The organism is Microbispora rosea (genome assembly GCF_044460045.1).
GTDB lineage: Bacteria > Actinomycetota > Actinomycetes > Streptosporangiales > Streptosporangiaceae > Microbispora > Microbispora rosea.
The window spans coordinates 252767-270326 of the sequence record NZ_JBITJO010000010.1 but is presented as its reverse complement, the minus strand read 5'-3'; the positions used below and the strand labels follow the sequence as shown (position 1 = coordinate 270326).

Sequence of the window (17560 nt, the reverse complement as noted above, 5' to 3'; positions counted from 1 at the left end):
GCTGTCTTACCGGGAGCCTCACCTCACCCCAACTCCTCCGGCCGCCTGCCTCCTGCGCCCATCCTGACCAGCATGATCAGGATGAAAATGGCTCAATCTCACCTCACGGGGGCGCTGGCGACCAGTCGCCAGGGGCAGGCGGTCATCCGTGAGGCACTGGCGTCCACTACCGTCGCGGGTGCCGCGAGCTTTCTCGGTGCTCTGCTGCCGCCGGCCGTCGGCGTGGTGCTTCCCGGTCCGTCATGGGTTCCGCTCGCCATCAGCGTCGCGACCCTCGGAGCCCCGGGAACCGGCATCGGAGCCGCCATGGGCCGTGCCCTGGCACGCTGAAGCTGCGCCCTGGTCATCGGGGGTGCGTGCGTCGCCTCTGTCGGGTTGCGTCTGGACACCGTGTGACAGCCAGCCGCCTTGTGAGGGTCGACCGGCTGGCATTACAGTGGGCCACCCGTTCCGATCAGGTTGACGGGACACGGCGGTGGGGCTCGCCGTACACGAACGGCGATATGACGCCGCCAACAGTCCCTACCTGGTGATATTCGCGCGCCGGTAGGAGGACCATGTCTCGCAGCAGTGCTCCGCGCCCCACCTCGGCGTCCTCCGCGACAGGCCGGCCCATCATGTCGCCGTGGCGGTTCGTGGTGGCGTTCGGCGTCGTGAGCATGCTGGCGGACGCCGTCTACGAGGGGGCGCGTTCGATCACCGGGCCGTTCCTGGGATCACTCGGCGCCGGCGCCGTCCTGGTCGGGCTGGTGACCGGCGCCGGCGAGGCGGCCGGCCTGCTGCTGCGCCTGATCACCGGCCCGGCGGCGGACCGTACGGGCCGTTACTGGGGCTGGACGATCGGCGGCTACGCGCTGACGGTGATCACCGTGCCCGCGCTGGCCCTGCCGGTCGGGCTCGTGGGAGCGTGCCTCCTGGTGATCGCCGAGCGGGTCGGTAAGGCCACCCGCAGCCCGGCCAAGGACACGCTGTTGTCGAACGCCGGCACCTCGATGGGCCGGGGCGCCGCCTTCGCCGTCCACGAGGCGATGGATCAGGCCGGAGCCTTCGCCGGTCCGCTGCTGGTCGCGGTGATGATCGCCTGGCACGGTTACGGCGCGGCCTTCGGAGTCCTGGCCGTCCCCGGGGTCGCCGTTCTGGCCGTGCTCGCCTGGCTGGCCCGCCGGGTGCCCGACCCCCGCGTTTACGAGCCCGCGGCCACACCAGCCGCCGACGCCGATCCCCCCGCGAGCCCGCCCACAGGGACGAAGAGCGGCCTTCGAGACCTTCCCGCCGCCTTCTGGCGGTACGCGGCGTTCTCCGCAGTGACCATGGCGGGGTTCGCCACGTTCGGACTGATCGGTTTCCACCTCGTAGACCGCGGACTGCTGAAGCCTGCCACGGTGCCGCTGGTGTACGCGCTCGCGATGGCGACCGACGCGGTGGCCGCGCTGGCCGTCGGCCGACTGTTCGACCGGTACGGCCTGCGCGTCCTCGCCGCTTTGCCCGTCCTGGCCGCGGCGGGGACGGCACTGGCCTTCACCGCGACGCTGCCCGCGGTCCTGACCGGCGCCGCGCTGTGGGGGGCGGCCATGGGCGTGCAGGAGTCCACCATGCGCGCCGAGGTCGCCGACCTCGTAGCACCGGCACGGCGGGCAACCGCCTACGGGATCTTCGCCGCAAGCTACGGACTGGCCTGGCTGGCCGGTGGAGCCCTGCTGGGCGCCCTGTACGGGCACGCACCCTCCGCGCTGGCACCCACCGTCGTCGCGATCCAGGCGCTCGCACTGATGACGCTGTGGTGGGTGGCCAGGGCGAACGGCCGGTACCAGGGGCCGAACAGCGACACGACTGCGTGAACGGGAACTCCTCGCTGGAGTTGTCGGAGCATCCCGGCGGGGAACGAGTGCTCGGCGTCACCACCCCGCGCGACAGCGACAGGGCCGTTCACTGCGCCATTCACCGGGCCGGTCCATGTGACTGTTTCCGGGGGTTCGAGAGAGCGGTATGAGCGCGATGCCGGCGGGGTTCGAGATCTTCCTGCTCTGCCTTCCACTGGCGGCCGCGGCCGAGTGGGCGTCCGAGCGGACGGCGTTCCGTCCCCGGTGCTCCTGGTCGCCACGTCCTGGACTCGGCCGGGTACTTGTCGAGATTTCATAGGATTCACAGAAGGCCTTCAGACGTGTCTCATGGGCGGTTGCAGGACACTGGCAGCGCCATGACTAGACCCCGCTTGTGTCGTCCAGATGGAAAGCCAGTCCGTGTCCTGGTCGTTGATGATGAGCCGGACCTCGCTGATGTGCTCACCACGGTCCTGCGCAGCGAGGGCTGGGACGTCGTGAGCGCTGGCGATGGTCAAGAGGCGCTGAGCGCCGCCCGGGAGTTCCAACCCGACGCGGTGCTGCTCGACATCATGCTGCCCGACATAAGCGGTATCGAGGTGCTACGGCGGTTGCGCGCCGAATCCCCGCGAGTGCTTGTGCTGTTTCTGACCGCCATGGACGCGGCGGAGGATCGGATGACCGCGATGGCGGCTGGTGCGGATGGCTACATGGCAAAGCCCTTCAGCATCGAGGAATTACTCGTCCGATTGCGTCGGCTACTGCGTGGTGCGGGCATGACCGTGACTGCGGAGAAGCCGGTGATCGAGGTCGGCGGCCTGGTGATGGATGAAGGCCTCAGGGAGGTCAGGCGCGGCGGCGAACTGATCGAACTGGATCCGATGGAGTTCGAACTGTTGCGCTTCCTTATGCGCAACAGGGGCCGCGTGTTGAGCGCGGCGCAAATCCTCGACCACGTCTGGTCCTATGACTTCGGCGAGCAGGCTCATGTGGTCGAGCTCTACATCAACTACCTCCGCAGGAAGATCGAAGCCGATCGTGCTCCACTGATTCGTACGGTTGATGAAGCCGGGTTCACGCTCGAGGCGTAAGGGAGCAGCGCCTGCGTTCCCGCACTGCGGCGCGGACTCATCGGTGCCGATTCCGGGCCTGATCCGACCGGCCGCTCGACTACAGGTGCGGGACGTGCGGAACCGGCGCCGCTAGCTGCGGTCGGGGTGCGGGCATCCCGGCCTGGTCGAGTCGGTCGTCCAGCTGATCCACTGCCACCGAGGCACCCACAAGCGTGACTATGGTCAGCAGGAGCAGTCCGACGGCGACAGCGTGGCGTGGTCGGGGCGCCGGGGCCAGCAGGGCGGCCGCTCGCAGCGCGACCTGCCCGTCGGTGGCCGGCAGGACGATGTGCGCGATACCGGTGGACCCGTGGTCGGGGCCGTTGACATCGGCTGCAGCTCGCAGTGCGGCCGCCTTGGCGAGGGCCGCTCGGGCCAACGCGCGGGCAGTCAGCTGACGGCTGCCGACCTGACCGGCCGCGGCCTCGTCCGCGGCACGCTCGACCGCGAACCGCACGGCGTGGGCAGTGGGGCGCAGCAGGGGGTTGCTCGCGGAGGCGAGCCGCGCGAGCTGGATGTACATGTGGTGCCGCTGGGACACGTGAGCCGCCTCATGGGCGAACACGACGCGGCGTTCATCACCGTCCAGAGCGCGCAGCATGGCCGTCGTCACGACGACACGTCCCGGAGTTCGGGGTAGAGCCGGTAGAGCGAAGGCGTCCGGCACGGTGTCAGAGACGATGACGACCCCGTCGGTGCCGCCCGCCAGTCGCCGACCCGCTTCCGCAGTTCTGACCAGGTCGCGAACGACACGTACGGTCGTGCTCAGACCGGCGGCAAGCAGGATTGCGGCGCATGTCCCGGCTATCGCCTCGGCCGCCACCGGCCACGGCTGCTCGTCACCAAGCCGCCCGGGGGACCAACTCCCGAGCAGCGCTATCTGTGGCATCTGCACGAGCGACAGGAACCCCAATGCGGTCAGAACGGTCGCGGTGCCCAGGGCCACGGCCACCATCGCGGTCGACACCAACCGGACGGCCACTCGCGGCGGCAGGGTTCGGGCGATCCGCGGACCGAGAAGGCCGAGCACGAGATTGGCCACCAGCGGTGACCACACCAGCCACGCCACCGCTCACTCGCCAGCCTTCGCCGGACCGTCGCCCGGTGAACCGTTGTCCGGCGGGCCGGCGTCCTCCCCGGCCTGGTTGCTCACACGCCGATGGGGATTCGACGCTCGTATGCCGGTACGCGCAGCAGTCCCGTTCCCGCCGTCCTGGCGGCCGGCTTCGAGGTCGCGCAGCAGCTCGGTGAGCAGCCGCTCATCCTCGGGACCGAGATCGGCGACGAAATGGGCCAGCACCCCGGCCCGGTCGCCGCCCGTTCCGAGTAACCGGCGCATTTGCGCGGCCACGGCGATCGACTGCGCCACCACGGGATCGGCCGCCGGACGGTAGGCGTACGCCCGGCCAGACGGCTCCCGCTCCGCCAACCCCCTCTTGTGCAGCCGGGCAAGAGTAGTCATGACGGTCGTATAGGCGAGCTTCCCGCCCATCTCGGCCAGAACCTCACCGGGAGTCAGTGGCCGACCGGCCGCAATCAGGCAGGAGAGGATTTCCTGCTCAAGGCTGCCTGGAGGGCGACGACCCGACCTCTGTCGCCGAGGTCCTTCCCCAGGCTGGCGCGGTTGTGATTCGACCATCCGTAACCTCCGGCCATCTACTACCGTCCTCAATCGTAGGATGCCGCACCGCCAAGGGCGACGTCGAGGTATGAGCGGGTTTCGTGGTGTACGCATCGTTTCTCGCCACCTCACGGCCTCACGGTTCGCGCGGTGACGCGCGGCCGGGTGCCGGTGCCGCCAACCGATATGGGTCGGCGGCGTCCGGTTGAGTGCGGTGGCGTGTTGCCGGGGGCACGGTTCAGCCCTGCTGCTGGTTCAGGGTCTTCTCGAGGGTTTGCAGCGCCGCGACGCACCGTGCCTGGGTCGGGTTGCCGGCGCGCAGCGCGGTCAGCGCCCCGTCGATCGCGTCGTCCAAGGTGTGCCAATCCTGGGGGGAGCGGGGCTTGAGGCCTGCCTCCGCGGCGTCCCAGGCCACCTCGAGGTCTTTGATCCGCGCTTTCGCCCCAGCGAGGTCGCCCTTGGCGGTCAGCGCGCTGACATCGTCGATGATGACCGCGAAGGAGGACAGATCCCCGAGCTTGGCCGACACCACATGCCGTGCCTTCGCGGCCCCCGCCGCCGTCGAATCCCCTGCCGCCGCGCCAGCGGAGTCAGCGGATCCGGTCGCCGCCACCCTTGAGCCGGGAGTCTGGCCGGCGGCCCCGGCCGACAGCCAACTGCCGATCCCGACGACGGCGGCGATGCCGGCGGCGGCCCATACCAGGTCCGACGGCCGGCCCAGGCTCGCCCGGCCCGACTTGCCCCCGGTATCCGCCGAGTGCGCGCCCGCGCGGCGGGCCCTGGTTGTGGCCACCTGCTCGCGCGCGACAAGCACGACGATAACGGCGAAGAACAACACGCTGGTCCGGGTGGCGCCCAGACCCAAACCACCGAGCGAGTGGTCCTGGGTGAGCAGATCACCGACCGCGGCGCCCAGCGGGCGAGTGAGGATGTAGGCGGCCCAGAACGCCGCCACCTGCCAGGCCTCGATCCGCCACAGCACCAGCGTGACGAGGAAGGCGCCGCCGAAGATCAGCGCACCGTTGCGGAACCCGAGACTCAACGCCTCGGTGGACAGGTCGCCGGCCGCGGTGCCCAGCGCGAAGGTGGTCAGAATGGCGCCCCAGTAGAACGCCTCCCGTCGCGGCGTGTTGATCGCCGTGATCGACAGGGTCATCTCCTGCCGGTACCAGACGGTGAAAACCACGGCGAGGAGCACCGCGAACAGCGCCGTGCTGACGTACAGACTGACCCCGAGGGTGTCGGTGAGGAAGTCGGTGATCTGCGTCCCCGAGATGCTGACCAGCACCACGGACAGCCAATAGATCCACGGGGTGTAGCGGCGTGTGGATGCCTGCAGCACCAGGGCCGCGGCCAGGACGACGAACACCAAACCATCGGTCACTACCGGGCCCAGCCCGACATTGACTGTCAGGTAGTCCGCGAACGTCTCCCCGACTGTCGTCGAAAGGATCTTGATGACCCAGAAGGTCGCGGTGACCAGGGGCACCTTGTTCGCCATTTGCCGCAGTTGAGGGGGAGCAGAGGTGGATACCATGCGCGCGCTCCAGACAGGAGAAGGGACGCCGTCATCGGCAAGGTTCGTGGGCACTACAGCCAACGAGGACTCGCCCAGATACTACTCATGCGAGTAGTAGTAGGTGGTGAAACTCGCGTTTCTTGGGTGAGCAACTCAGTCCGCCTCGCCTCGGAGGGAGGAAGGTGGCTGAACGAACGCTGAAGCTTTCTGGCCCGCAGTTCCGGTTGTCTTCGCGATCGAGTGCCGTGGTGCTCGGCGCGGGTGTCTCAAAGTGCCCGGCAGGAAGCACCCTCGTCACCTGTGGTCATGGGCTGCAATCCCCGCGATCCGGTGGCGCCTCGCTTCGGGCCAGGACAGGTATGCGGTCCAGAACGCCGTCGATACGCTCCCTTAGCGCGATGACGGCCGAGGTGCCCGCGGTGCTCGCCAGCACCGAGCCGATCACGTCTGTGGGGTAGTGGACTCCGAGGTACATGCGAGCGAACGCCTGTGCCACGACCAGTACGCCGCCGGCGCACACCACGAGCGCGAACCAGCGCGTACGGGCAGCGAGGAAGGCGGCTCCGACGGCCAGCGACAGCGTCAGCGCGACGTGCCCGCTGGGAAAGCTGTCATGACCGGTCTTGAGCAGAAGCTGGTCCGCGACGGGTGGACGAGGCCGGGCGATGATCTGTTTGAAGATCGCGCTCGTGGTCCAGCCGACGACGATTATCAAAGTCACGAGTACGGCGGAGTGCGGGCGTCCCACTCGGCTGAGTGTCACGGCGAGCAGCGCGATGATCACGATCGCCGCGATCGTCCCGAAAGCGATGTCGAATACGTCAGCGATGGCCGTGAGGGCTGGGGTGCGCAGCGCCGCCAGCATCCTGTCAGCCTTCAGGTCCAACCGGGTCACCGTGGCCGTCTTCGCGGCGACTCCTAGAAAACTGGTGGCGACGATGAGCGCGGCAAGCAGGCAAAGGCGCTTCAGGATCACAGGACTCCCTGGTCACGAGTAGGGAAGCAGGCAGGGCGACGCCGGGTCGTACCAGGGTGTTCAGCGACATCGAGCGTGCTGCCTCGATCCCCACGGGTCGTTTCGAATCACAGGTCACGCAGGACCGTCAGGGGTGGACGGCGGGCGGCACGCACGGCGGCTCCCGACACGAACAGCGCGGCGACACCCAGCGCCGAAACGGCGCCCAGATAGGGCCAGGGCACCGCCAGCCGGTCGGGGGGTCGAATACCCCGCTCAGAACCGCGACGAGCATACGCGACAACGCCCGGCCCGAGACCGCGCCGAACACCGCGGCCATCACCCCGGTGAGCACGACCTCGGCCCAGATGAACGCGCCCACCTGGCGGGGACGGGCACCCAGGACGGCGGCCAGCGCGAAGGTTCGGCGGCGTTCGGCGAACCCGAGGACCAGCAGCAGACCTGTCGCCGCCACAGCGAGGGCCAGGGCGAATCCGAGTTCGACGGTGGTCAGCCCGGACAGGTCCACGGCGGTGAGGCTGGACCCCACGACCCGTCGTGTCGTCTCGATGTCCGTGATCCACGCCCGCTTAGCGCGAGATAAGCCGCGTTCTTACCCCAGGGGTGCCGGTCGGGCGGGCGTCAGCGGTCGCCGGCGGTTGAGGATGGCTACTCCCAGGGCGCACCCGCATCCCAGCGCCACGAAGGTCGTCCACGGCAGCCACCTGTGTGTGGATTCCCACATCAGGCCGGTGAGCAGGTTGCCCACGGCGGTCGCGACACCGGACACGGTCGAATAGAGGCCGTAGTGCGTGGCGACGAGACGTCCCCGCGACAGCCGTACGATGACGTCCATCTCGAACGGGCAGATCAGCATCGTTCCCACGGCCAGCAGCGCCGCGCCGGTCAGCATCGGCAGCATGGCGAGATGTTCGGCCACCTCCTCGTTGAGGACGGAGGGCACGACGGGCTGCGGAAACGCGACCAGGGGCACGAACGCTAGCGCCATCACCACGAGACCGGCCGCCAGGCAGCGCGGCGGTGACCACCGCTTCGCCGCCCACGCACCCACCCGCCCCTGCAACGCGATCGCCAGCACCGCCGACAGCGCGAACAGTTCGCCCATCCCGAAGTCCTGTTCGGGCCCGAGCGTGCGGCCCATGACCAGCGGCACCGTGACGTAGATCTGGAACGGCAGCAGGTACGACCCGGCCATGGCGAGGGAGAAGACGAGGAAGTAGCGATCCCTCAGGACCCTTCGCCATCCGGCGCGGTCCTCCCTGGGGGCCGTGGCGGCGACGGCGGGAAGCGCGACCGCCTGGACCATGGCGAGAACGGCGAACACCGCGGCGGCGACGAGCGCGACGAGGCGGAAGTCCAGCGCGGCCAGCACCAGCCCGGCCAGCGGGCCGAGCAGCAGCCCGGCCTGCCCAGCCATGTTGAAACGGCCGAACAGGATGGTCCTGCGGTCACCGGCGACCGTCGCCAGCATGGTGCGTATCCCCGGGTCGAACAGCGCGCCCGCGAAACCGGTCGCCGCCGAGGCCAGCACCAGTGCCGGCACCCTGTCGGCGAACGCGAGCAGTCCGAACCCCGCGGACCTCAGCGCGCACCCGGTCACGACGGCGGCTCGGCACCCGAACCGGTCGGCCAGATGCCCGCCGACCAGCGCCAGCCCGCGCTGACTCGCGTTGCGGATCCCGAGGATCAGTCCCACCGCCGACGCGGTCAGGCCGAGGCCGTGCGTGAGGTGCCCCGCGAGGTACGGCATCAGCAGGGCGAAGCCGAACTTGATGGAGAACTGGCTGGTCAGCAGGAGCCGGACGAGGTTGCTGTCACTCATAGTGACGAGCAGGTTACTCATGGCTCGGTTAGCGTCCCGCTTACCTTGGTGGGGCCACCATGGGCGGATGAGGTCGTTGCGCAGCCGTCTGCTCACCACGATCACGGGGGTGGCCGTGCTGGCCGTCTCCCTGTTCGCGGTGCCGCTGGCCGTGGCCGTCGCCCGGCTCTACCACGACGGAGCGATCGAGTCACTGGAATTGGAGGCGACGTGGGTGGCCTCCACCTTCTCCAACGCCTCCCCGATCTCGCTCCCCACCGGTCTTCCCCGCGATATGACCGTCGGCGTCTACACGATGGACGGTCGGCGGCTCCTCGGCTCGGGCCCTGCCCGGTCGCCGCTCAGAGAGGGCGTCGAGGGTGGCGTCCTTATCGCCACCGCGCCCATCCCGTCCGACGAGACGCCGGGGGTGGTGAGGGTCGCCACCTCGTACGACACGGTGGCCGGCAGGACGCACATCGCGTGGCTCGTCATGGCCGGGCTGGCCGTACTCGTGATCGGACTGGCCGCCGCGTTCGCACGGCGTCAGTCGGCGAGGCTCGCCGCGCCGCTGGAGGACCTGACCCGCTCCGCGCAGGCCCTCGGCGACGGCGACTTCACCATCCGGGCGTCGCGATCCAAGGTGCGAGAGGCCGACCAGGCCGGGCTCGCGCTCCAAGCCACCGCCCGCAGGCTCGGTGAGGTGCTCGATCGTGAGCGCGCCTTCAGCGCCAATGTCTCCCACCAGCTCCGCACCCAGCTCACCGGGATGATGCTCGGGTTGGAGGCGGCCCTGGCCCGGCCGGACGCCGCCCTCGCCGACGCCATTCGCACCGCGCTCGGGCGAGGCGAGCGGCTGCAGACCGTGATCGACGATCTCGTACGGCTCACTCGTGACAATTGGACCGGGTCGGCGCCGCTCGACGTCCCCGCCGTGCTCGACGAAGTCAGGGAGTGCTGGCAGGGCCCGCTCGCCGCCCAGGGGCGCCGGCTGATGGTCAGCGTGCCGGATGACCTGCCCCCAGTCGCCGCCTCCGCCGCGGCGGTGCGGCAGATCTTGCGCGTGCTGCTCGACAACGCCTTGGTCCATGGTGAGGGTGAGGTCACTGTCGAGGCGGCGGACCTCGCCGACGGCATCGCGATCGAGGTCGCCGACCGCGGGCCGGGAGTGCCCGAGGGTGTGGACGTGTTCGCGCGGCGCGCGGCCGACGGACATGGCATCGGCCTGGCGCTGGGCCGATCCCTGGCCGAGGCCGAGGCGGGCCGCCTGGTCCTGCGCAGGACCAGTCCGCCGGTCTTCAGTCTTCTGCTGTCTCCGGCAGCTCGTAACGATAGCCCCGTCCCCGCACCGTAGCGATCCGCTGCGGATCCTCGCCGTGATCGATGAGTTTGCGGCGGAGCGCGAACACGTGCACGTCGAGCGTCTTGGTCGGCCCGAACCAGTTGACGTCCCACACCTCGTCCATCAGCTCCTCGCGGGAGACGACCTCACCGGCGCGGGATGCCAGCGCCGTCAGCAGGTCGAACTCCTTGGGCCGCAGCGCGACCTCGTCGCCAGCGACGTACGCCCGGCGAGCCGGCAGGTCGAGACTGAGCCGCCCCACCTTCAAGGTCCGATCGTCGTCCCGGGGCGCCGCCTGGCGACGCAGATGGGCACGTAGCCTTGCCAGCAGCTCGGTCAGCCGGAACGGCTTGGTCAGATAGTCGTCCGCCCCCGCGTCGAGCGCCACGACCACCTCGAACTCCTCGGTGCGCGCTGTCAGCACCACGATCACCGCCTGCGGCGCAGCCGCCCGCAACCGGCGGCATACGGTGACGCCGTCATCATCCGGCAGCCCCAGGTCCAGCAGCACCAGATCAGGCATGACCGCCCCGCCCAGATCGAGCGCCCCCGCCGCCGTGGTCGCGAGGTCGGTCCGGTAGCCCGCGACGGTCAGCGCCGACTCCAGCTCCGGCCCGATCACCGGATCGTCCTCCACCACAAGCACCCGCGCCATGCCCTCAGCCTTACACCATGTCAGACACCGATGAGTTCCAACAGCAGATGGAGGTCGTGGGTGGCTTCGGCGATGGAGCAGGTGGCGACGGCGAGGACCGTGCCTGCGGCGACGGCGATCTCGGGACGGTGGCGCAGGGGCGGTGCGAGCAGGGCGGCGACCCGGCGGGGCACCGGCCCGGCGTCCCGCGGCAGGCCGCGATGGCCGAGGATGCCCAGGGCGTGGCCTGGAAGACGGTTCCCGGCGGTGCGGGGGGCGGCCAGGGCGGCTTTGCCGACGGTGTGGGCGACCCGGGTGCGGTCGCCGGTCGCGGCGGCGGCGCGTTCGTCGGCCCAGCGTTCGACGGTGTAGGTGACGGCGGCGGCGAGCGGGCGCAGAAGAGGGTTTACGGCGGCGCCCAGCCCGGCGAGGGCGACGAAGAGGTAGTGATGCGCTGCCAGGTGGGCTCGTTCGTGGGCGAGCAGGATGTCGTGCTCGCCGTCGTCCAGCAGGTGCAGCATGCCGGTGGACACCACGACGCGTCCGGGCAGTCCCGGCACCGCGAAAGCGTCGGGGGTCTCGTCCTGGATGACGACCAGGTCGTCGTGGGCAGGCATGCAGGCGGCCTGCTGGGCCGCGGCGGCCAGTGAACGGGCGCGCGTCCACAGCATGCGGCCGGCGGCGAGTACGGCGCCGCCGAGCAGAAGGCCTGCGACCACGGCGACCGACAATTGGGTGGGGTCGTCCCGCTGGGCGGTGTGGACGGACCAGTGGCCGAGGTCGGCGAGCAGTGGGATGCGGATCAGTCCGGTGATGGCAAGCAGGCCCAGCGACAGGGTGCTCGCCGCGCCCAGCACCAGTGCCGAGACGGTGAGCAGCCAGGTGGCCACACGAGGTTCGCACCGTTCTGACAGGACTCGCGCACCAAGCGGGGCCAGCAGCGACAGCAGGAGCGGAAGGTAGACGGCGATGCGCATCCGGTGTCCTCTACCGCCCCTGGTGTTGGTCGGGCCCGAGCAGCCGACGCAGGAGGTCGGCGTCGGAGGGGGACAGGCCGTCGGCGAAGCGGGTGAGCACGGCCTGACGGTCGGGCCGTTCCTCCAGGACGCTGCGCATGCGGCGGGCGGCGAACCCGTCCTCGTCGGTGACGGGGGCGTAGGCGTAGGCCCGGCCGCGTGGGTGCCGTACGAGCAACTGCTTGGCGTACAACCGGGTGAGGATGGTCACCACGGTGCTGTAGGTCGGCTTGCCGCCGAGACGCTCGGCGACCTCGCCCGGGGTCAGCGCTTCGCCGGCCCGGAGCAGCACATCGAGGATCTCGGCCTCCCGCTCGCCGTTAGCGCGCTTGGGGCCCCGCCCGGGTGGAGTGGCGCTCATAGGTTGTCGTTTCCCTGCCCGTCTTCTACAGTCGTGTAGAACTTCTACGGCCGTGTAAAAGCTGCCGTGTTCCGAGTGTGCCACGCGCCCTGTCCCGGAGACAGGGGCAGGCGGGAAAGGATCGCCGGGTGTCGACCGGGTTCAATCCGCTGGACGCCACCTCGCTGCTGACGGCGTTCGGCGCCGCTGGCGTGTTCGTGGTGCTGTTCGCTGAGACCGGCCTGCTGATCGGGTTCTTCCTGCCCGGAGACTCGCTGCTGTTCACCGCGGGTCTGCTGTGCGCCACCACGGTCGGCGGCGTCCGCCTCTCCCTGCCCGCGGTGCTGATCGCCGCCGTATCCGGGGCGCTGCTCGGCGCGCAGACTGGTTATGTGATCGGCCGCCGGGTGGGGCCGGCTCTGCTGGGCCGTACCCGGAACTCGCACCTGCTGCGCGGCGCGGCACGGGCGGAGGACCTGCTCGCCCGGTACGGGCACGGAAAGGCCGTTTTCCTCGCCCGGTTCATCCCATTGGTGCGAACCGTGCTCAACCCGCTCGCCGGAGTGGTCCGGATGCCGGTGCGCACCTTCACCCTCTGGCAGGTTCTCGGCGGGCTGGTGTGGACGGTCGGCCTCGTGCTCGCCGGATACGCGTTGGGGGCCAGCGTCCCCAACGTCGACCGCTACCTGTTGCCCCTGATCGGCGTGATCGTCGCCGTCTCGCTGCTGCCACTCGCTCTGGAGGCGCTACGGAGCCGCCGCCGTACCCGCCGTTCGGCGGAGCCGGTCCGTGACGACGTTTCGTGACATGCGTCGTCGAACTCTCCCCGGCCAGGCGATGGGGATCTCCGCTCGCGACACGACGGCGCTCACCGGGTGAGCTCGATCCGTCCCGCCTTATCCCTGCCCCTGAGAAAGAGTCGGACCGCCGATGAGTGACATCAGTGTCCTGCAGGCCATGGTGCTCGGTGTCGTCGAGGGGGTGACCGAGTTCCTGCCGGTCTCCTCCACGGGCCACCTGAAGATCACCGAGGGCCTCATGGGAATCCCTGTGGACGACGCCTCGGTGGTCGCCTTCACCGCCGTGATCCAGGTCGGGGCGATCGCCGCCGCGCTGGTCTACTTCTTCTCCGACATCGTCCGCATCGTCTCCGCCTGGGTTCGCGGACTGGTGCGGCGCGAGGAGCGGCACAACCGCGACTACGCCTTCGCCTGGTGGGTCGTCTACGCCACGATCCCGATCGTGGTCGTGGGACTCGCCGCCAAGCCGCTCATCGAGGGCCCGCTCGCCTCGCTGTGGGTGGTGGCCGGCTCGCTGCTGGCCGGCAGTGCGGTGATGTGGCTCGCCGACCGGATGGGCCGCCACAAGCGCGGCGAGGCCGACACCGGTCTGAAGGACGCCATGCTGGTGGGCTCCTCGCAGATTCTCGCCCTGCTGTTTCCCGGCTTCTCCCGCTCCGGGGCGACGATGTCCACCGCCCTTCTCCTGGACCTGGACCGGGTCGCGGCCACCCGGCTGTCGTTCCTTCTCGGGATCCCCGCCCTGACGGGAGCCGGTCTGTATGAGCTCAAGGACGCCGTCGGCGCGGGAGTCGGCATCGCACCGCTCGTGGTGGGCACCGCGGTGTCCTTCGTCGTCGCCTACGCCTCCATCGCCTGGCTGCTTCGGTACGTCGCCCGGCACTCGTTCAACGCCTTCGTGATCTACCGGATCGTCGTCGGAGTGCTGCTGTTCGCGCTGCTGGGCGCCGGAGTGATCAACGCATGACCGTACGGGTCGCCTGGCACCGGCGGATCCCGTGGCTCGCCCTGGTGGCCGCCTGCTACGCGGCGGCCCAGCTGGCTCTCGCCGCGCCGCACCTCGGGCTCGGCTGGGACGAGACGGTGTACCTGTCCCAGGTCGACCCACGCAATCCGGCCGCCTACTTCAGCGCGCCGCGTTCGCGGGGCATCAGCTTCCTGACGGCCCCCATGCTGGCCGTCACCGACTCCACCCCCGTGATCAGGACCGTGCTGGCGCTGCTGTCGGCCGCCGCGCTCTATGCCGCGTACCGCGCCTGGCGCCCGCTGCTCGGGCCGCGCCGGACCGCCCTTGCCGCCCTGCTGTTCGCGGGCCTATGGACCACCGTGCTGTACGGGCCTCAGGCCATGCCCAACCTGTGGGTGGCGCTGTCGGCGGTGGCCGCGGTCGGCTGGTTCCTGCGCGCCCACGAGCCCGGCCCGTCCAGGGCCGTGCTCCTCGGCCTGGGCGGCGCCGTCGGGGCAGCCACGCTTTTCCGCTTCTCCGACGGCGTCTGGCTCGCGGCGCCGCTGCTGGCCGCCTGCGCGGCGGTGCCCGCCTGGCGGCGCCGGGCCCCCGCTCTCGCCATCGCGGGCGGGCTCGCCGCGGGCGGCGCCCAGTGGATCGCCGAGGCGTACGTGCGATGGGGCGGCATCGGCGCCCGCCTGCACGCCTCCAGCGCCACCGAAGGCGGCATGGGCCTGCACTGGGCCGGCGGCGACGCCTGGCGCAGCCTCAACGGACCCCTGCTGTGCCGCCCCTGCACCCTCCCGCTGACCCACCCGGAACTCACGGTGTGGTGGCTGGCCCTTCCCGTACTCGCGCTGACAGCATGCGCGGTGGCCCTGCGCGCCGGGCGGCCTGCGGAAACCGTGCTGCCCGTCGCCTGCGCCGCCGCGCTGAGCGTTCCCTACCTCGTCCTCATCGACTACTCCGCGCCGCGCTTCTTCCTGCCCGTCTACGCCCTGCTCGCCCTGCCCGTCGCCACCCTGGCCGATCGTACGGTCCGAGCCGCCCACCCGGTCCCCGCGCGTGCCACCGTCGCCGGCGTCCTCGCCGCGCTGCTTGTCGTACACCTGACAACGCAGTACACGGTCCTCCAGGAGAGGCACGCCGACGCACGAGCCACCACCGGCCGCTACCAGTCAGTCGCCGACGACCTGCGCCGCCTCGGCCTGCGCCCGCCCTGCCTGGTCACCGGCAGCCACTCCCAGCCGATCGGCTACTACGCCGGCTGCGCCTCCGCCGACGTCAGCGGCAACAACCGCAACACCACCGAAGCCGCCCTGCTGCACCGCGCGATCACCGAACCCACCGCCGCCCTCGCCAAGGCACGCTCCGGGCCTCCCGGCTACGCCCAGGACTGGACCGCCCACCGGCTCCGGGGCACCGGCTACACCGCATACCTGCCTAAACCCCACCAGCACCCAGCCGGACCAGTGTCCGGCCCCTGAACACGTGCGAGGCGCGGTTCACGCCGTAGCCGTGGTGACGTTGCTGGGCAACGGCTGAAGGAGCTCCGGTCACGATGCGGAACCGGCGGTGACTTCGAGGCCGCGCGCTGCCACCACTTGAGCGCTGCCGTCCGCCAAGCGGTAGCACAGGCCCACGACGGCGGCCTGACCCGCGCCGACCCGTTCGGCGAGCACCCGGGAGCGGTCCAACAGCAGGTCAACCGTGGTCTTCACGTGCTCGGCCAGGATCTCGTCGGCCTCCACACGACCTGCGGCCCGCGCCGCGAGCACGCTGGGGGTCACCCGCTCGACAACGTCCCGGACGTACCCGGCCGGCACCATCCCGTCCTCCAGTGCGGCGCACGCGGCGGCGACCGCGCCGCACGAGTCATGGCCGAGGACCACCACCAGCGGGCAGTCCAGCACATCCACCCCGTACTCGATGCTGCCCAGCACCTCCGTACCCATCACGTGGCCTGCGGTACGCACCACGAACAGGTCACCCAGGCCACGATCGAAGATGATCTCGGCGGCCAACCGGGAGTCAGAGCATCCGAACAGGACGGCGAACGGGCGCTGGCCCGGTGCGATCTCGGCGCGGCGTGTCGCGTCCTGGTTCGGGTGCTCGGGGGCGCCGGCTACGAAGCGGTGGTTACCGGCGAGCAACAGCTCGAAGGCTTCCTTGGGAGTCGGAGACTTGATCTCGGCCATGGCCGCAGCCTAGGCCAAGCCCCCTGGCTGTCGCGCTGCATGGTCTCCCCAGCGCCTGCTGAGGGTTCGTCGTCACTCCAGGCGCCGGGCAAATCTCGGTTCCGCCCCCGATCCTCAGCACACGACGAAGCTGATCGGCCTGGTGCCCAGCCCTCGGCACACCTCGGCACCGCCCCTCCCGTTTGAGGTTGACGGAAGGGACATCTATTGCGCTGCGGTCCCGACAGGTGGATGTTGACGGCTTGGGGTGGAGCCGTTCGGGTCTTCTTGTCGGTACCCCGCTTGGCTGTGCACTGGCTCTGCTCGATGGCACAGGTGGAGTTCCGCCGGGGTGCTCCACTCGGGGACGCGCATCTGATCGATTTGATCACGCCCCTGATGGTAAGAAGAGAGTTCACCTGCCCTGATCCCCGCAGGTGTGAGGAGCTCGCCCGTGGCATCCAATCCAGGGCCGATCTTCACTGTCACCGTCGGTCGGGACGCCGGTGTCACTGTGGTTCGTGCCGCCGGTCAGCTGACGGATGTGTCGGCTCCGCTGCTGCGCACCCAGGCAGGGCAGCTCGTGGACGCCTCGGTCCTGATTGTGGACATGACGGATGTCCTCTTCTGCGATTCCACCAGACTGGCTGAGTTGGTGGGCCTGTGGCGGCGTGGCCGCAGTGCGCGCACCCGGCTGCTGCTGGCCGGGGCCGGGCCGCACTTGACCCAGATGCTGAAACTGACCGGCTTGGACGCCATCTTCGAGATCCATCCGCAGGTGGCTGCGGCCCTGCGGGCCGCCCGGCAGCCGTCCACGCCCGCCGTCTGATCCTTCAGACGCTCACCTCTCAGGGGCGGCAGTGCCGGACCAGCGCGCGTCCGGCGCGGGGCTGGACGAGGGTGGCGCAGCCGGCGAGCACCGTCACCGCGGCACCGGTGACCACCGTGCCGAGCCCCGCCGCGGCGCCGCAAACGGGAGGAAGCCGACCCCTGCCGACAGCGCGGCGGTCGCCGCGGCCAGTGCCAGCGTCGGGGCCAGGAAGGCCGGATCGACCAGCCGGCGGGTCAGGTCCAGCACCGTCTGCCGGGCCTTGGGCAGTGGGGGCACGGCCGGCACAGCGAGCGCTCCCCACACGGCGACCGCAGCGCCCAGCACCGCCAGCACGCCGAACAGCAACCGCAGTCCTCCCGCCCACACCAGTGCCCCGCCAAGCAGGGGGCCGAGGGTGTTGCCGATGGACTTGTAGAAGCCGTAGGAGCCGAACGCCCGGCCGCGCCTGGCCGCCGGATTCAGCCGGGCGACCAGCGCGGCGGCCGCGGGGAAAAGGCGGACGCGGCAGCGCCCTGACCCAGGCGGGCCGCCCACAGCCAGGCAGGGCTGCCCGCCAGGACGTACACCGCCGAGGAGCCTTGATGGTCAGAGCACCAACACCCCCGAGCGTCAGCAGCGCGAGTT

Annotated in this window: 18 protein-coding genes and 1 pseudogene; 8 read left to right on the top strand and 11 right to left on the bottom strand. The window is 70.3% G+C overall.

Annotation, left to right across the window (positions count from 1 at the left end; translation table 11 throughout):
• The 3 genes and pseudogenes from ACIBK1_RS33395 to ACIBK1_RS33385 form a co-directional block, all read left to right on the top strand.
• Positions 1-330, top strand: a pseudogene (locus ACIBK1_RS33395) (hypothetical protein); the annotation flags it as partial.
• Between the two features lie 227 nt (positions 331-557).
• The gene (locus ACIBK1_RS33390) at positions 558-1838 is read left to right on the top strand and encodes an MFS transporter (RefSeq protein ID WP_231513982.1); all 1281 of its coding nucleotides are present in this window, start codon (positions 558-560) and stop codon (positions 1836-1838) included.
• Between the two features lie 359 nt (positions 1839-2197).
• Positions 2198-2911, top strand: coding sequence for a response regulator transcription factor (locus ACIBK1_RS33385; RefSeq protein WP_030509456.1), 714 nt, complete (start codon positions 2198-2200; stop codon positions 2909-2911).
• Positions 2912-2990: 79 nt separating this feature from the next.
• Here ACIBK1_RS33385 and ACIBK1_RS33380 read toward each other — a convergent pair whose 3' ends face one another.
• The 6 genes from ACIBK1_RS33380 to ACIBK1_RS33355 form a co-directional block, all read right to left on the bottom strand.
• Entirely contained in the window at positions 2991-4001 is a 1011-nt protein-coding gene (locus ACIBK1_RS33380) for a M56 family metallopeptidase (RefSeq protein WP_156081018.1), read from the bottom strand.
• 3 nt (positions 4002-4004) lie between these two features.
• Complete coding sequence (locus tag ACIBK1_RS33375) at positions 4005-4571, bottom strand: BlaI/MecI/CopY family transcriptional regulator (RefSeq protein ID WP_081903707.1); 567 nt, start codon at positions 4569-4571, stop codon at positions 4005-4007.
• Between the two features lie 220 nt (positions 4572-4791).
• Positions 4792-6054: a hypothetical protein gene (locus tag ACIBK1_RS33370; RefSeq protein WP_396739668.1), complete on the bottom strand. Its 1263-nt coding sequence runs from the start codon at positions 6052-6054 to the stop codon at positions 4792-4794.
• A gap of 322 nt (positions 6055-6376) precedes the next feature.
• Complete coding sequence (locus ACIBK1_RS33365) at positions 6377-7048, bottom strand: phosphatase PAP2 family protein (protein WP_051761978.1); 672 nt, start codon at positions 7046-7048, stop codon at positions 6377-6379.
• Positions 7049-7175: 127 nt separating this feature from the next.
• On the bottom strand, positions 7176-7577 hold the full coding sequence (locus tag ACIBK1_RS33360; RefSeq protein ID WP_030509461.1) for an FtsX-like permease family protein: 402 nt from the start codon (positions 7575-7577) through the stop codon (positions 7176-7178).
• A gap of 63 nt (positions 7578-7640) precedes the next feature.
• Entirely contained in the window at positions 7641-8870 is a 1230-nt protein-coding gene (locus ACIBK1_RS33355; RefSeq protein WP_396739665.1) for an MFS transporter, read from the bottom strand.
• Between the two features lie 67 nt (positions 8871-8937).
• On the opposite strand from ACIBK1_RS33355, the gene ACIBK1_RS33350 reads away from it, so the two are divergent.
• On the top strand, positions 8938-10203 hold the full coding sequence (locus ACIBK1_RS33350) for a HAMP domain-containing sensor histidine kinase (RefSeq protein WP_396739663.1): 1266 nt from the start codon (positions 8938-8940) through the stop codon (positions 10201-10203).
• On the opposite strand, the gene ACIBK1_RS33345 is transcribed toward ACIBK1_RS33350, so the two are convergent.
• The 3 genes from ACIBK1_RS33345 to ACIBK1_RS33335 are packed head-to-tail and all read right to left on the bottom strand — an operon-like array spanning position 10148 to position 12202.
• The gene (locus ACIBK1_RS33345) at positions 10148-10846 is read right to left on the bottom strand and encodes a response regulator transcription factor (protein ID WP_030509464.1); all 699 of its coding nucleotides are present in this window, start codon (positions 10844-10846) and stop codon (positions 10148-10150) included. The genes ACIBK1_RS33350 and ACIBK1_RS33345 overlap by 56 nt on opposite strands.
• A gap of 20 nt (positions 10847-10866) precedes the next feature.
• The gene (locus ACIBK1_RS33340; RefSeq protein ID WP_396739661.1) at positions 10867-11802 is read right to left on the bottom strand and encodes a M56 family metallopeptidase; all 936 of its coding nucleotides are present in this window, start codon (positions 11800-11802) and stop codon (positions 10867-10869) included.
• Between the two features lie 10 nt (positions 11803-11812).
• Positions 11813-12202, bottom strand: coding sequence for a BlaI/MecI/CopY family transcriptional regulator (locus ACIBK1_RS33335; protein WP_396739659.1), 390 nt, complete (start codon positions 12200-12202; stop codon positions 11813-11815).
• A gap of 128 nt (positions 12203-12330) precedes the next feature.
• Here ACIBK1_RS33335 and ACIBK1_RS33330 point away from each other — a divergent pair, with 128 nt between their 5' ends.
• The 3 genes from ACIBK1_RS33330 (at position 12331) to ACIBK1_RS33320 (ending at position 15414) form a co-directional block, all read left to right on the top strand.
• The gene (locus ACIBK1_RS33330) at positions 12331-12987 is read left to right on the top strand and encodes a DedA family protein (protein ID WP_396739657.1); all 657 of its coding nucleotides are present in this window, start codon (positions 12331-12333) and stop codon (positions 12985-12987) included.
• A gap of 124 nt (positions 12988-13111) precedes the next feature.
• On the top strand, positions 13112-13948 hold the full coding sequence (locus ACIBK1_RS33325) for an undecaprenyl-diphosphate phosphatase (RefSeq protein WP_396739655.1): 837 nt from the start codon (positions 13112-13114) through the stop codon (positions 13946-13948).
• Positions 13945-15414: a glycosyltransferase family 39 protein gene (locus tag ACIBK1_RS33320; RefSeq protein WP_396739653.1), complete on the top strand. Its 1470-nt coding sequence runs from the start codon at positions 13945-13947 to the stop codon at positions 15412-15414. Before ACIBK1_RS33325 ends, ACIBK1_RS33320 begins: the two co-directional genes overlap by 4 nt.
• A gap of 69 nt (positions 15415-15483) precedes the next feature.
• Here the strand turns inward: ACIBK1_RS33320 and ACIBK1_RS33315 are convergent, their stop codons facing one another.
• Positions 15484-16125 carry a carbonic anhydrase gene (locus ACIBK1_RS33315; RefSeq protein WP_030509470.1) on the bottom strand — a complete coding sequence of 214 codons (642 nt, stop codon included), beginning with the start codon at positions 16123-16125 and terminating at the stop codon, positions 15484-15486.
• A 433-nt stretch (positions 16126-16558) separates the two neighbouring features.
• Here ACIBK1_RS33315 and ACIBK1_RS33310 point away from each other — a divergent pair, with 433 nt between their 5' ends.
• Positions 16559-16933: an STAS domain-containing protein gene (locus tag ACIBK1_RS33310; RefSeq protein ID WP_396739651.1), complete on the top strand. Its 375-nt coding sequence runs from the start codon at positions 16559-16561 to the stop codon at positions 16931-16933.
• A gap of 93 nt (positions 16934-17026) precedes the next feature.
• Here ACIBK1_RS33310 and ACIBK1_RS33305 read toward each other — a convergent pair whose 3' ends face one another.
• A complete protein-coding gene (locus ACIBK1_RS33305) occupies positions 17027-17470 on the bottom strand; it encodes an MFS transporter (RefSeq protein WP_396739649.1) in 444 nt (147 codons plus the stop codon).
• Positions 17471-17560: the final 90 nt, after the last annotated feature.

Coding starts and splice junctions, on each gene's coding strand:
- ACIBK1_RS33390 (WP_231513982.1), top strand. CDS start 558: ATGTCTCGCAGCAGTGCTCCGCGCCCCACCTCGGCGTCCTCCGCGACA.
- ACIBK1_RS33385 (WP_030509456.1), top strand. CDS start 2,198: ATGACTAGACCCCGCTTGTGTCGTCCAGATGGAAAGCCAGTCCGTGTC.
- ACIBK1_RS33375 (WP_081903707.1), bottom strand. CDS start 4,571: ATGGTCGAATCACAACCGCGCCAGCCTGGGGAAGGACCTCGGCGACAG.
- ACIBK1_RS33370 (WP_396739668.1), bottom strand. CDS start 6,054: ATGGCGAACAAGGTGCCCCTGGTCACCGCGACCTTCTGGGTCATCAAG.
- ACIBK1_RS33355 (WP_396739665.1), bottom strand. CDS start 8,870: ATGAGTGACAGCAACCTCGTCCGGCTCCTGCTGACCAGCCAGTTCTCC.
- ACIBK1_RS33350 (WP_396739663.1), top strand. CDS start 8,938: ATGAGGTCGTTGCGCAGCCGTCTGCTCACCACGATCACGGGGGTGGCC.
- ACIBK1_RS33345 (WP_030509464.1), bottom strand. CDS start 10,846: ATGGCGCGGGTGCTTGTGGTGGAGGACGATCCGGTGATCGGGCCGGAG.
- ACIBK1_RS33340 (WP_396739661.1), bottom strand. CDS start 11,802: ATGCGCATCGCCGTCTACCTTCCGCTCCTGCTGTCGCTGCTGGCCCCG.
- ACIBK1_RS33335 (WP_396739659.1), bottom strand. CDS start 12,202: ATGAGCGCCACTCCACCCGGGCGGGGCCCCAAGCGCGCTAACGGCGAG.
- ACIBK1_RS33325 (WP_396739655.1), top strand. CDS start 13,112: ATGAGTGACATCAGTGTCCTGCAGGCCATGGTGCTCGGTGTCGTCGAG.
- ACIBK1_RS33320 (WP_396739653.1), top strand. CDS start 13,945: ATGACCGTACGGGTCGCCTGGCACCGGCGGATCCCGTGGCTCGCCCTG.
- ACIBK1_RS33315 (WP_030509470.1), bottom strand. CDS start 16,125: ATGGCCGAGATCAAGTCTCCGACTCCCAAGGAAGCCTTCGAGCTGTTG.